The organism is Streptomyces sp. NPDC002324 (genome assembly GCF_053593335.1).
In genome coordinates, this window is sequence record NZ_JBSFCF010000035.1 from 26,023 (window position 1) to 38,776 (window position 12,754).

The following is a 12,754-nucleotide window of genomic DNA, read 5'->3' on the forward strand; positions in this document are numbered from 1 at the left end:
TTCGGCGCATACCAGATGCATACGGGTGGCCGGTCGCATTCGGGCAACCGCCGTCGACCGCTGCCCGTGGAAGCCTTGCGCGGCCTACTGTTGAGGTGTGCGCCTGCCGTGCCCGGACGCGTGGTGGGTTGCCGGACGCGGTGCCGTCGAGGTCGTGAGAAGAGCGACGGGCCGCGTGGCGTGGGCACCGCCGGCTGTGAGAGGGACGGGAATGGAACCGACCGAGAGCGTCGCCCCGGAATCGCGGCTGCGCCTGCGCCGGGTGTCCGGGGCCTGGCGACGGGGACGCTCTCTGCTCATGGGAGGACGCCCGTTCGAGCGAAGCCGGGAGGACGCCCCCGGGCAGGCGACGACGGCGGAGTCCAGGACCGGTACGGCATGGCCGCCGGGCCGTGCGGGCGCGAGCGCACCCCGCCCCCTCGTACCCGGCCCGGCCCAGCTCGGCTCCGGCACCGCGGCCGCCATGGGCGGGGCACCCGTCGTCACCGGCGCGCTCGGCGAGGGCCGCGGACACGAACTGCCCGGTCACGACGCCGATCGGCATTTGTCCTGGCCCGCGCTGCCCGCCGTGATCGTGGGCCTCGCCGGTGCCATCCTCGGCGCCGGCTTCTACCGGGCGTTCGTCGGACCGCACGCGCTCTTCCCGGCCGGTACGGTCGGCTGGTCCCTCGCCCTCCTGACCGGCATCATCGTCGGCCATCTCGTCGCCATGGGCCGCGCGCGCTGGTGGGGCGGCACCGGCTCCGGCGCCGCCCTCACCCTCGCCGTCCTGCTGCTGTACGGCTGGGTGGCCGCCGGGATGGTCAGCCTCACCGTCGTCGTGCTCGTCGGCGTCGCCCGCCGGGGCCGCTGGCGTCAGGGCGTCCTGCACGGCGCGGTCGACATCCTCGGCATCGGCGCCGCCGCGCTCGTCCTGCGGGTCTTCGGACGCGTCCCCTCGGTGGAGCGGCCCTGGGACCCGGACAGCTGGAATCTCTACTCGGCTCCGCAGGTGGCCCTGGTCGCGGTCGCCTATCTTGCGGTCAGCCGGGTGCTGCTGTGGCATCTGGCCGCACCGCGCGGCGGACTGCCCACCGTCGCCCGTACGGCCCTGGTCAGACAGGGGCTCGTCGCCGTCGCGCTGCTCGGTATCGCGCCGCTCGTCTGCGTCGTCGCCCTGGCTCAGCCCCTGTTGCTGCCGCTCTTCGCCATCCCCCTCATCGCGCTCGACTCCACCCTGTGGATAGCCCGCGCCCGTGCGGAGGAACAACTGCGCGACCCGCTCACCGGCCTGCCGAACCGGCAGTGGCTGCTGGAGCGGACCTGGACCGCGCTGGACGACGCCGAACGCATCGGGGCGCGGTCGGCGCTGCTGCTGATCGACCTCGACCGCTTCAGGTCCGTCAACGACACGCTCGGCCATCTCGCGGGCGACCGGTTGCTGTTGCAGATAGCGGATCGGCTGCGGGTCGCCCTGCCGCGCGGAGCGGAGGCCGCGCGGCTGGGCGGTGACGAGTTCGCCGTACTGCTGCCCGTCGCCGACTCCACGACGTCCGCGTCGCGGGTCGCCCGCAACCTCGTCGCCGCGCTCGGCTCACCGCTCGACCTGGACGGGCTCACCCTCGTCCTGGAGGCCAGTGCCGGGCTCGCCGTCTTCCCCGACCACGCGCTCGACGCGGAGGGACTGCTGCGGCGGGCGGACGTGGCGATGTACCAGGCGAAGCGCGACCGTACGGGCGTGGAGGTCTACGAGTCCAAGCGGGACTCCAACACCCCCGACCGGCTCGGTCTGCTGGGTGACCTGCGGCGCGCGCTCGACGCGCACGAGGTCGAGCTGCACTACCAGCCGAAGGTCCGCTTCGACGGGCAGGTCGCCGGCCTGGAGGCCCTGGTGCGGTGGGTGCACCCCGAACGGGGGAAGGTGCCGCCGGACGAGTTCATAGCGATCGCCGAGTCCTCCGGACTGATGCCGCACCTGACGGAGTACGTCCTGGAGACCGCGCTCGGGCAGGTGGCGCGGTGGCGTGCTCAGGGGCTGCACGTACCGGTGGCGGTGAACGTGTCCCCACGCGACGTCCACACCCCCGGCTTCGCCGGCGCGGTGGCCGCGCGGCTCGCCCGCCACGGGGTTCCCGCCGGGGCGTTGCAGCTGGAGATAACGGAACATGTGCTGCTCGAAGACCCGCAGCGCGCCGCGGACACCCTCGCCGGGCTGACCGGGCACGGGGTGAAGATGTCGCTCGACGACTTCGGGACGGGGTACTCGTCGCTGGTGCATCTGAGGCGGCTGCCGGTCAGCGAGCTGAAGATCGACCGGTCGTTCGTGGCCCGGCTGGCGATCGACAGCGAGGACGCGGCGATCGTGCGCTGCACGGTCGATCTCGCGCATTCGCTGGGGCTGCTCGTCGTCGCGGAGGGCGTCGAGGACGACGAGACGTGGGAGCGGCTGCGGGATCTCGGGTGCGACGCGGTCCAGGGGTGGCTGGTCGCCGCCGCGATGCCGGCGGAGGAGGCGACCGCGTGGTTGCGGGCCCGGGGTTCCCGGGGCTGGCAGCGGCGCCCGCCGGCGGCGCTGCCGGCGGCTACGGCGGAGGAGTGACGAGGGGGGCGGGTGGGGGGCGCCTCATAGCTCGGGGGTTCGGGTGCGTCGGCGGGTGCGGCTCCGGTGGGGGTTTCTCGCGCAGTTCCCCGCGCCCCTGAAAAGCAGGGGCTGCGCCCCATGCTTTTCATCGCAGCCCCGCCGCCGTGCGTCCCGCAGCTCCGTCGCCGGTGCGTTCCTCGGCCCCGCCGCCGTGCGTCCCGTGGCTCCGTCGCCGTGCGTCCCGTGGCTCCGTCGCCGTGCGTCCCGTAGCTCCGCTGCCGTGCGTCCCGTAGCCCCGCCGCGCGTGCGTCCCGTGGCTTCCGCCGCCCGTCCATCCCACGGCCCCGTCGCCGTGCGTTCCGTAGCCCCGCCGCCACGCATCCCTCGGCCCCGCCGCCGTGCGTTCCGTAGCCCCGCCGCCCGTGCGTCCCGTGGCTCCGTTGCCGGTGCATCCCTCGGCCCCGTCGCCGTGCATCCCTCGGCCCCGCCGCCACGCATCCCACGGCCCCGCCGCCACGCATCCCACGGCCCCGGCGCCGCGCATCGCGCAGCCCCCTCCGCCAAGCATCGCGCAAGCCCGTCGCTTTCCAGGCCCGCGGCCCCCGTCGCATTTCGGGTCCGCAGGGCCTGGGCTTTCAGGGGCGCGGGGAACTGCGCGAGAAGCCCCGCGCACCCGCGCTCGCCCGATTACAGTGCCCCCGAGCCACTGGGCGCCCGGCCCAGCGGCGCAGTCAAGCCGTCGCGCCCCATAGGATTGGCGCCAAACCACACACACTCACCCCAGAGGATCGCTGCATGCCTGGCATTACGCGCGAGGAGGTCGCCCACCTCGCCCGGCTGGCGCGTCTGGAGCTGAAGCCCGAAGAGCTCGAACACTTCGCGGGTCAGCTGGACGACATCATCGGCGCGGTCGCCCGCGTCAGCGAGGTCGCCGACCAAGATGTACCACCGACCTCGCACCCGCTGCCGCTGACGAACGTCATGCGCGCGGACGAGGTCCGTCCGTCGCTCACCCCCGAGCAGGCGCTTTCCGCCGCCCCGGCCCAGGAGCAGCAGCGTTTCAAGGTGCCGCAGATCCTGGGGGAGGACTGATCACGTCATGACCGACAGCATCATCAAGCTCACCGCGGCCCAGATCGCCGCGAAGATCGCCTCCGGCGAACTCACCGCCGTGCAGGTCACCGAGGCCCACCTGGCCCGGATCGAGGCCGTCGACGAGAAGGTGCACGCCTTCCTGCACGTCGACCGTGAGGGCGCCCTCGCCCAGGCCCGCGCCGTCGACGAGAAGAAGGCCAGGGGCGAGAAGCTCGGCCCGCTCGCCGGCGTCCCGCTCGCGCTCAAGGACATCTTCACCACGGTCGGCATTCCGACGACCGTGGGCTCGAAGATCCTCGAAGGGTGGATCCCGCCCTACGACGCGACCCTCACCAAGCGGTTGAAGGACGCCGACGTCGTCATCCTCGGCAAGACCAACATGGACGAGTTCGCCATGGGGTCCTCGACGGAGAACAGCGCGTACGGGCCGACCGGCAACCCCTGGGACCTCACCCGCATCCCCGGCGGCTCCGGCGGCGGTTCCTCCGCCTCCCTCGCCTCCTACCAGGCGCCCCTCGCCATCGGCACCGACACCGGCGGCTCCATCCGCCAGCCGGCCGCCGTCACCGGCACGGTGGGCGTGAAGCCGACGTACGGCGCGGTCTCCCGCTACGGCATGGTCGCCTTCTCCTCCTCCCTCGACCAGGGCGGGCCCTGCGCCCGCACGGTCCTGGACGCGGCACTCCTGCACGAGGTCATCGCCGGTCACGACCCGCTCGACTCCACCTCCATCGACGCCCCGGTCCCCCCGGTCGTCGAGGCCGCCCGCAACGGCAGCGTCGCCGGGATGCGCGTGGGTGTCGTCAAGCAGTTCCGCGGCGAGGGCTACCAGGCCGGCGTCGTCCAGCGCTTCGACGAGTCCGTCGAGCTGCTGAGGGAGCTGGGCGCCGAGATCGTCGAGCTGGACTGCCCGTCGTTCGACCTGGCGCTGGCCGCGTACTACCTGATCGCGCCGAGCGAGTGTTCGAGCAACCTCGCCCGCTTCGACGGTCTGCGCTACGGCCTGCGGACCGGCGACGACGGCACGAACTCCGCCGAGACGGTCACCTCCCTCACCCGTGAGGCGGGCTTCGGCCCCGAGGTGAAGCGCCGCATCATGCTCGGCACGTACGCGCTCAGCTCCGGCTACTACGACGCGTACTACGGCAGCGCCCAGAAGGTCCGTACGCTCATCACGCGGGACTTCGAGAAGTCGTTCGAGCAGGTCGACGTCATCGTCTCGCCGACCACGCCCACCACCGCCTTCCCGATCGGCGAGCGCGCCGACGACCCGATGGCGATGTACCTGGCGGACCTCTGCACCATCCCGACCAACCTCGCGGGCAACTCCGCGATGTCCCTGCCCTGCGGCCTCGCGCCGGAGGACGGTCTCCCGGTCGGACTGCAGATCATCGCCCCGGCGCTGAAGGACGACCGTCTTTACAAGGTCGGCGCCGCCGTCGAGGCCGCCTTCGTGGAAAAGTGGGGGCACCCGCTTCTCGAGGAGGCTCCGTCGCTGTGAGCAAGACACTGTCCAAGGCCAAGGACTTCCAGAAGTCCAAGTCCGGTACGTACGTGTCCATCGCCACCACCGCCTTCGGCGCGTGGGGCATCGCCAAGCGGATCAAGAAGGCCCGCGTCGAGCAGGACACGCTCCGGCTGATCGACGCGTCCGTGGCCGCCGTCGGCATCGTCACCGGTCTCGCCATCCTGTACCGCGAACTGAAGCGGCTGGGCGACGACGACGTCCTGCTGGGCTGAGACATCGTGCCGGGACCGTTCCATCAGGGTCCGGTCCCGGCCCCGTCCGCACCGCCCCGAGGGGGCGGGCGGTCCGCCCCCTCGGGGCAGGCACCACGATCAACGACAACGAGGTACACCAGGGAGGTGGCGCAAGATGATCACGCACATGGAGATCGAGGGGTTCCGGTCCTTCCGTGACGCGGCGTTCGACCTCTCGCCGTTCACCATCCTCGTCGGCCCCAACGGCTCCGGCAAGACCAATCTCCTGGAAGCGGTCGACCTGGCGTCCCAGATGTGCAAGGACGCCATGCTGGGCAGCTGGGGTATCGACAAGGAGTCGCTCTTCTTCTTCACCGATCTGCGCCCAGGGGACGAGCGCCGGGGCAGGGTACTCGACCTTTTCCACCGGGACGGCGAGGGCTCCACCACCGGCCGGATCCGGCTGGTCATCTGCTTCCTGCAGTCCCACCGCGAGGCACTGAGCCATCTGCGCCTGGAACTCCGCGCGGAGCTCGGCGACAAACACTCTCCGAGCGTCGCCGGCCGGGTCACCCTGCTATCAGAGCCACCCGTGGGCTGGGACCTGACTCCTGGCCAGCGCGCGCACATCGCCGAGACCGCCCGGCAGGGAATCCATGCCTTCCGCTCCCTCCCCGGCGGGCGTTGGACCTGGCTCGTCCCTGAACCTGCGCTGATGCGCATCCCTCCGGACCTGACGGACGAGCGCCGGCTGGCGCGCGACGGCCACAACCTCGCGGCCGTCCTCGGCCGCCTGCTGACCGACCCCGACCGGGACCGGCACCGGGAGTTGCTGCTGCGCGCCGACGCCGCGGCCGTGCTCCCTGGCCTCGTCGACCTGCGGCCCACACCCGACCCGCATAGTGGCGTGTGGGACTTGGACCTGATCTATCGCGACGCGCCACCCGTGCCCGTCCGGCTGGCTTCGTACGGGACCCTGCACGTACTGGCCCTGCTGACCGCGGCCCACGCGGGGCTGACGGTGCCGCCCCGGAGCCGCTCGAAGTCCTCCGGCCACGGGCCCAACCGCTGTTCCACGCTGATGATCGAGGACGTCGAGAACGGACTGCACCCGGCTCTGGTCCGGGAACTGGTCCGACGGCTGCGGCGCTGCACTGGCGAGGGACAGACCCAGCAGCTGATTGTCACCACCCACTCCCCGGTGGTGCTGTCCGCCGTCTACGACGACCACCCCGCGGACGTGTTCTTCGTGGACACCGTCAGCCGCGTGGGCGGGGGCGGCACGCCCTCCCGGCACAGCAGGGTGCGGTCGCTGGCCGAGTCCGGCCCGCGCGGGACGTTCGTGCCAGCTCGGGAGGCCCGCCGGTACCTGGAGAGCGCGGTGGCGAGCGGAGCGTGACCCGTTACCTGACCCTGGGGCTGCTCGCCGAGGGCCCCGAGGACGAGATCTTCCTCTCCACGCTGGCGATACGCCAGCTGACCCAGCTGGCCGCGCGGGCACCCATGCCGTTCGACGTCGCGGACACGGTCCAGCGCGGGGAGGCCAGCACCGCGCGCACGGCGCACCCGCGGCTCTGCGAGGAGGCACAGGATCTGGCCACCACCTGTGACCTGCTGCTGGTGCACAACGACCACCGTGAGCGGGGCAAGATCGACAAGCTGAGGCAGGACGCCGCACCGCCCTTTGACTGCCGTATGGTCGGCATCGTGCCCGTGCGGGAGACAGAGGCGTGGCTGCTCGCCGACTGCGGCCTGCTGCGTTCGCTGCCCGGGGCGGTGATCTCCGCCTTGCCGTGGGCCGGCGAGCCCTCGGGCACACAGGTCGAGCGGGTGTCCGACCCCAAGGCGCTGCTGGCCGCCGTCCTGCCCGGGTACGACACACGCACGCTCGCGGAACTGCTCGGCCAACGCGTCGACCTCGACCGTCTCCACACCCTTCCCGCGTACCAGCGATGGTGCGCGGAGCTGACCACCGCACTGAAGGAGTTGCACTTCCTGTGACCACGACCGACCTCGTGTCGTACGAGGACGCCCTGGCGTCTTACGACCCCGTCATGGGCCTCGAGGTCCATGTCGAACTCGGCACCAAGACGAAGATGTTCTGCGGCTGTTCGACCGAACTCGGCCAGGACGCCAACACGCAGACCTGCCCCACCTGCCTCGGCCTGCCCGGCGCGCTCCCGGTCGTCAACGCGATCGGCGTCGAGTCCGCGATCAGGATCGGTCTCGCGCTGAACTGCGAGATCGCCGAGTGGTGCCGCTTCGCCCGGAAGAACTACTTCTATCCGGACATGCCGAAGAACTTCCAGACCTCCCAGTACGACGAGCCGATCGCCTTCAACGGCTACCTCGACGTACAGCTGGAGGACGGCGAGACCTTCCGCGTGGAGATCGAGCGCGCCCACATGGAGGAGGACACCGGCAAGTCGACGCACGTCGGTGGTGCGACCGGCCGTATCCACGGCGCCTCGCACTCGCTGCTCGACTACAACCGCGCGGGCATCCCGCTCATCGAGATCGTCACCAAGCCGATCGAGGGCGCCGGCGAGCGCGCTCCCGAGGTCGCCAAGGCGTACGTGCGTGAGCTGCGCGAGGTCATCAAGGCGCTCGGCGTCTCGGAGGCCCGTATGGAGATGGGCCAGATGCGCTGCGACGTGAACCTGTCGCTGCGCCCGCACGGCCGGAGGAAGTTCGGCACGCGCTCCGAGACGAAGAACGTGAACTCGCTGCGCAGCGTCGAGCGCGCCGCCCGCTTCGAGATCCAGCGGCACGCCGCCGTCCTGAACGGCGGCGGGACGATCATCCAGGAGACCCGGCACTTCCACGAGGACACGGGGTCCACGACCTCGGGCCGTGTGAAGGAGGAGGCCGAGGACTACCGGTACTTCCCCGAGCCGGACCTCGTTCCGGTGGCCCCCTCGCGCGAGTGGGTCGAGGAGATCCGGGCCGCGCTGCCCGAGCTGCCGCTGGTGCGCCGCAATCGGCTCCTCGCGGAGTGGGGCATCTCGGGCACCGAGATGCAGGCGATCCTCAACGCCGGCGCGCTGGACCTCATCGTCGCCACCATCGACGCCGGGGCGGACGCCGCCTCGGCCCGCAAGTGGTGGATGGGCGAGCTGGCCCGCAGCGCCAACGAGTCCGGCACGGCGCTGGACGAGCTGGCCATCACGCCGGAGCAGGTCGCCCGCGTCACCGAGCTGGTCACGAAGGGTGATCTGAACGACAAGCTCGCCCGCCAGGTCATCGAGGGCGTCCTCGCGGGCGAGGGCACCCCCGACGAGGTCGTCGACAAGCGCGGTCTGAAGGTCGTCTCCGACGAGGGCGCCCTGACGACGGCAGTCGAGGAGGCCATCGCCGGCAACCCGGGCATCGCCGACAAGATCCGCGGCGGCAAGGTCGCCGCGGCCGGAGCCCTGGTCGGCGCGGTCATGAAGGCCACCCGCGGCCAGGCCGACGCGGCCCGCGTCAAGGAGCTGATCCTGGAGAAGCTGGGCGTCACCGAAGGCTGAGCCGAGGGGTGAACGGACCCCCGGTTCCCCGCGTGATCCTGAGGGCGGCACATCACGGCGATGGGCCGCCCTCAGGCGTGCGCGTGGCGGTGACGCGGGGTGACAGAGTGCCGTGATCTGTCCTGTGAGGTGGCTCCCATCCTCTGTGAGGAGACCCTCACACGGGCCAAACGATCACATTGTGGTGCAACAGTTGCCAGGAATTGCTCAGTCTCCCCCCTCAGGAGCACGATCCGTGGCCGCTCTTGCACGCTGGTGTGTCCGGCACCGCCTTGTCGCCGTCCTGCTGTGGCTGCTCGCCTTCGCGGGCACGGCCGCCGGAGCAGCCGTGGCGGGAGCCGCGTACTCCAACGACTACAAGACCCCCGGAACCGAGTCCAGCCGCGCCACCGACCTCCTGAACGAGGGATTCCCGGGTGTCAGCGGTGACAGCGCCACCGTCGTCTGGCACACGAGCGACGGGACCGCGAGCGTACGGGCCGCCGCTGTCGAGCAGACCATGACGAAGACCCTCGACAAGATCGCCGGCCTGCCCGGCGTCGCGGCCGTCACCGACCCGTACGACGGCGCCGACGGCGGCCGGATCAGCGGGGACGGCCGTACGGCGTACGCCACCGTCACCTTCGACCGGCCGGCCGAGGACGTGGACAAGGCGCAGGCCGAGGCCGTCGTCGACACCGCGAAGGGCGCCGAGGGGGCCGGGCTCCAGGTGGAACTGGGCGGCACCTCGATCGGCCTCACCGAAGCCTCCGGCGGACATCTCGCCGAGATCGTCGGCGTACTCGTCGCAGCCGTCGTCCTCTTCCTGGCGTTCGGCTCGCTCGCCGCCAGCCTGCTGCCGATCGCGACCGCCGTGGTCAGTGTGGGCACCGCCTACGCGGGGATCACACTGCTCGGGCACGCCATGACGGTGGCCGACTTCGCGCCCATGCTGGGGACCCTGATCGGCCTCGGCGTCGGCATCGACTACGCGCTGTTCATCGTGACCCGGCACCGCCGGGGGCTGAAACGGGGCCTGTCCGTCGAGGAGGCCGCGCGGAACGCGGTCGCGACCACCGGGCGGGCCGTCGTCTTCGCGGGCGCCACCGTCTGCATAGCCCTGCTGGGCATGCTGATCCTTCGGCTCGGCTTCCTCAACGGCGTCGCGATAGCCGCCTCCCTCACCGTGGTCCTCACCGTCGCCGCCTCCGTGACGCTGCTGCCGGCCCTGCTGTCGCTCATCGGCATGCGCGCGCTCAGCCGCCGCGAGCGCCGCCGCCTCGCCGAGCACGGCCCCGAACCCGAGCTGCCCACCGGCTTCGCCGCCCGCTGGTCCGCCTTCGTGGAGCGGCACCCCAAGAAGCTCGGCGCGATCGCCCTCGTCGTCATGACCCTGCTCGCCCTGCCCACGCTCGGACTGCGCCTCGGCACCTCCGACCAGGGCAACGACCCGGCGGCGACGACCACCCGCCAGGCCTACGACCTCCTCGCCGAGGGCTTCGGCCCGGGCGTGAACGGCCCGCTCACCCTCGTCACCAAGGTCGACGGCGCGGCCGACAAGCTCGCGCTCGACAACCTCGACACCACGCTCCGGGCCACCGAGGGTGTCTCCGCGGTGACCCCGGTGACGTACAACACCGGCGGTGACACCGCGTACCTCACCGTCGTACCGACGTCCTCCCCGCAGTCGGCGAAGACCAGCGACCTCGTCGAACGGCTGCGCGACGAGGTGTTGCCGAGGGCCGAGACCGGCACCACGCTCGATCTGCACGTCGGCGGGGTGACCGCCGGGTACGACGACTTCGCGGACGTCATCGTCGGCAAACTGCCCCTGTTCGTGGGCGTCGTCATCGGCCTCGGCTGTCTGCTGCTCCTGCTCGCCTTCCGGTCCGTCGGGATACCGCTCAAGGCCGCCGCGATGAACGTCGCCGCCGTCGCCGCCGCCTTCGGCGTGGTCGTCGCGATCTTCCAGTGGGGCTGGGGGAGCGAGCTGCTGGGCCTCGGCCGCGCCGGGCCGATCGAGCCCTTCCTCCCGGTGATCATGGTCTCGGTCCTCTTCGGGCTCTCCATGGACTACCAGGTGTTCCTCGTCAGCCGGATGTACGAGGAGTGGCTGGAGACCGGCGACAACCGGCGCGCGGTCCGGGTCGGCCTCGCCGAGACCAGCCGGGTGATCAACTCCGCGGCGGTCATCATGATCTCCGTCTTCCTCGCCTTCGTCCTCAGCGGCGACCGCGTGATCGCGATGTTCGGCATCGCGCTGGCCGCCGCCGTCGCCCTGGACGCCTTCGTCCTGCGCACGCTCCTCGTCCCCGCCCTCATGCACCTGCTCGGCGGGGCCAACTGGTGGCTGCCCCGCTGGCTCGACCGGCGCATGCCCCGCATCAGCATCGAGCCGCCCGAATCCCGCGCCGCCCATGAGAGGCTGGCCGCCGCGACGGACGCCGAAGCGGCGGACGTACTGGCGGGGGACGCCGACGCGACGGACGTGAGGGCGAAGGAGCGGCAGCCGGATGTACGCGATATCCCTGGGTGACGACGGGGCCGAACTGCGGCCCCTGGAACCCTGGCACGCCGAGGAGTTCCTCACGCACCTGGAGCGGGGGCGGGACTTCATCAACACCTACGTCCCCTTCGGCCAGAGCGCCACGGACACCGACGGCGCGCGTGCCGTCCTCCAGCGGTACGCCGACATGCGCGCCGCCGACACCGGCTCCCTGCACGGCATCTGGCTCGACGGCACACTCGTCGGCGGGGTCCTCTTCCTCAACTTCGACGCGGCGAACGCCAACTGTGAGGTCGGCTGCTGGCTGGAGCCCGCAGGCACCGGACGGGGACTCGTCACCCGCGCGATGCGGATCCTCATCGACTGGGCCGTCGACGTCCGCGCGATCCACCGCGTCGAGTGGATCGCGTCCTCCGGCAACACACCGAGCCTGAACGTGGCACGGCGGCTCGGCATGGTCAGGGACGGTGTGCAGCGGGAGCGGTATCCCCATCGAGGCGTCCGGCACGACGTGGAGATATGGTCCGTCCTGGCGCCCGAATGGCGCGGGGCACGTGATCGCGGCGTTCACAGCGATCATTAAGAGACCTCTCAGACAACATTCGTACGGTGCGAGGTATGGGAACCACAACAGCTGACGAGACCGGTGCCGACACGGGCGCCGAGGCCAGGAACGACGAGGAGTCGGTGAAGGCCGACGTCATCAAGGACGACGCGGCGAAGCAGGCGGACCACACGGCCGCGACGGACAACGGCGACACGGTCGGGGCCGACGGTTCCGACGAGGCCGCGGAGTTCGAGGACGAGTTCCCGCCGGCCGTCGCCAGGACGCAGGGTGTGGGACAGGGTGCCGCCGGCATCGTGTCCGTGGTGCTGGGCCTGGTGTCGCTGACCGGCGGCTGGGTCGGCACGGTCGCCTCCGCGCGCGAGGGGATCGCGGGCCAGCTGGAGATGCAGGCCGCGACGAACGCCGACGTCGCCACGCAGCTCCAGGCGGTCTACGGCGACGCCTGGCAGGCCTCCGCGCTGTGGGGCGGTGTCTTCGCGCTGTTCGGGCTGCTCGTCGGCGTGGTCGTGCTGGTGCGGCCCGCGTTCGGTGACCCCGACCAGGTACAGGCACCGTGGATCAAGTCGGTGGCCTGGGCCGGTGTCTCGGTCGGCGTCATCGGGCTGGTGCTCGCCGCCCTGAAGTACTCCGACCTGCTGCTGGCGCTGCCGAGCACCTGACGCCCGCCACGCCAGGACGGCTTCTGAGGGGCCTTAGGTCCGTCGTAGGGATCCCTACGACGGACCTAAGGCCCCTCGCGCGTTCAAGATGCGGAACTCTCCCGATGTGGCCACCCTGCCTGGGAGACGAAGGTTGAGGCATCGCAGCAAGCGAGCGCACACCGACTCTTCACCAGG

At 71.5% G+C, this 12,754-nt stretch carries 10 protein-coding genes; all 10 read left to right on the top strand.

The window, feature by feature from the left end; all coding sequences use genetic code 11:
* Nucleotides 1-211: 211 nt before the first annotated feature.
* The 10 genes from ACWCRJ_RS34005 (at nt 212) to ACWCRJ_RS34050 (ending at nt 12,577) form a co-directional block, all read left to right on the top strand.
* Nucleotides 212-2,578, top strand: coding sequence for a putative bifunctional diguanylate cyclase/phosphodiesterase (locus ACWCRJ_RS34005; RefSeq protein ID WP_450942908.1), 2,367 nt, complete (start codon nt 212-214; stop codon nt 2,576-2,578).
* Nucleotides 2,579-3,355: 777 nt separating this feature from the next.
* Complete coding sequence (gatC, locus tag ACWCRJ_RS34010) at nt 3,356-3,652, top strand: Asp-tRNA(Asn)/Glu-tRNA(Gln) amidotransferase subunit GatC (protein WP_005480000.1); 297 nt, start codon at nt 3,356-3,358, stop codon at nt 3,650-3,652.
* A gap of 7 nt (nt 3,653-3,659) precedes the next feature.
* The gene (gene gatA, locus ACWCRJ_RS34015) at nt 3,660-5,156 is read left to right on the top strand and encodes an Asp-tRNA(Asn)/Glu-tRNA(Gln) amidotransferase subunit GatA (RefSeq protein WP_450942909.1); all 1,497 of its coding nucleotides are present in this window, start codon (nt 3,660-3,662) and stop codon (nt 5,154-5,156) included.
* Nucleotides 5,153-5,395 (top strand): hypothetical protein, encoded by a 243-nt coding sequence (locus ACWCRJ_RS34020; protein WP_450942910.1) that lies wholly within the window; start codon nt 5,153-5,155, stop codon nt 5,393-5,395. Before gatA ends, ACWCRJ_RS34020 begins: the two co-directional genes overlap by 4 nt.
* Nucleotides 5,396-5,531: 136 nt before the next feature.
* Complete coding sequence (locus tag ACWCRJ_RS34025; RefSeq protein WP_450942911.1) at nt 5,532-6,755, top strand: AAA family ATPase; 1,224 nt, start codon at nt 5,532-5,534, stop codon at nt 6,753-6,755.
* On the top strand, nt 6,752-7,357 hold the full coding sequence (locus tag ACWCRJ_RS34030; protein ID WP_450942912.1) for a DUF4276 family protein: 606 nt from the start codon (nt 6,752-6,754) through the stop codon (nt 7,355-7,357). Before ACWCRJ_RS34025 ends, ACWCRJ_RS34030 begins: the two co-directional genes overlap by 4 nt.
* On the top strand, nt 7,309-8,865 hold the full coding sequence (gatB, locus tag ACWCRJ_RS34035) for an Asp-tRNA(Asn)/Glu-tRNA(Gln) amidotransferase subunit GatB (RefSeq protein ID WP_450942913.1): 1,557 nt from the start codon (nt 7,309-7,311) through the stop codon (nt 8,863-8,865). The genes ACWCRJ_RS34030 and gatB overlap by 49 nt, the downstream gene beginning before the upstream one ends.
* A 235-nt stretch (nt 8,866-9,100) precedes the next feature.
* Nucleotides 9,101-11,380 (top strand): MMPL family transporter, encoded by a 2,280-nt coding sequence (locus ACWCRJ_RS34040; RefSeq protein ID WP_450942914.1) that lies wholly within the window; start codon nt 9,101-9,103, stop codon nt 11,378-11,380.
* Nucleotides 11,358-11,933: a GNAT family N-acetyltransferase gene (locus ACWCRJ_RS34045; protein WP_450942915.1), complete on the top strand. Its 576-nt coding sequence runs from the start codon at nt 11,358-11,360 to the stop codon at nt 11,931-11,933. Before ACWCRJ_RS34040 ends, ACWCRJ_RS34045 begins: the two co-directional genes overlap by 23 nt.
* A 35-nt stretch (nt 11,934-11,968) precedes the next feature.
* A complete protein-coding gene (locus tag ACWCRJ_RS34050; protein WP_450942916.1) occupies nt 11,969-12,577 on the top strand; it encodes a hypothetical protein in 609 nt (202 codons plus the stop codon).
* Nucleotides 12,578-12,754: the final 177 nt, after the last annotated feature.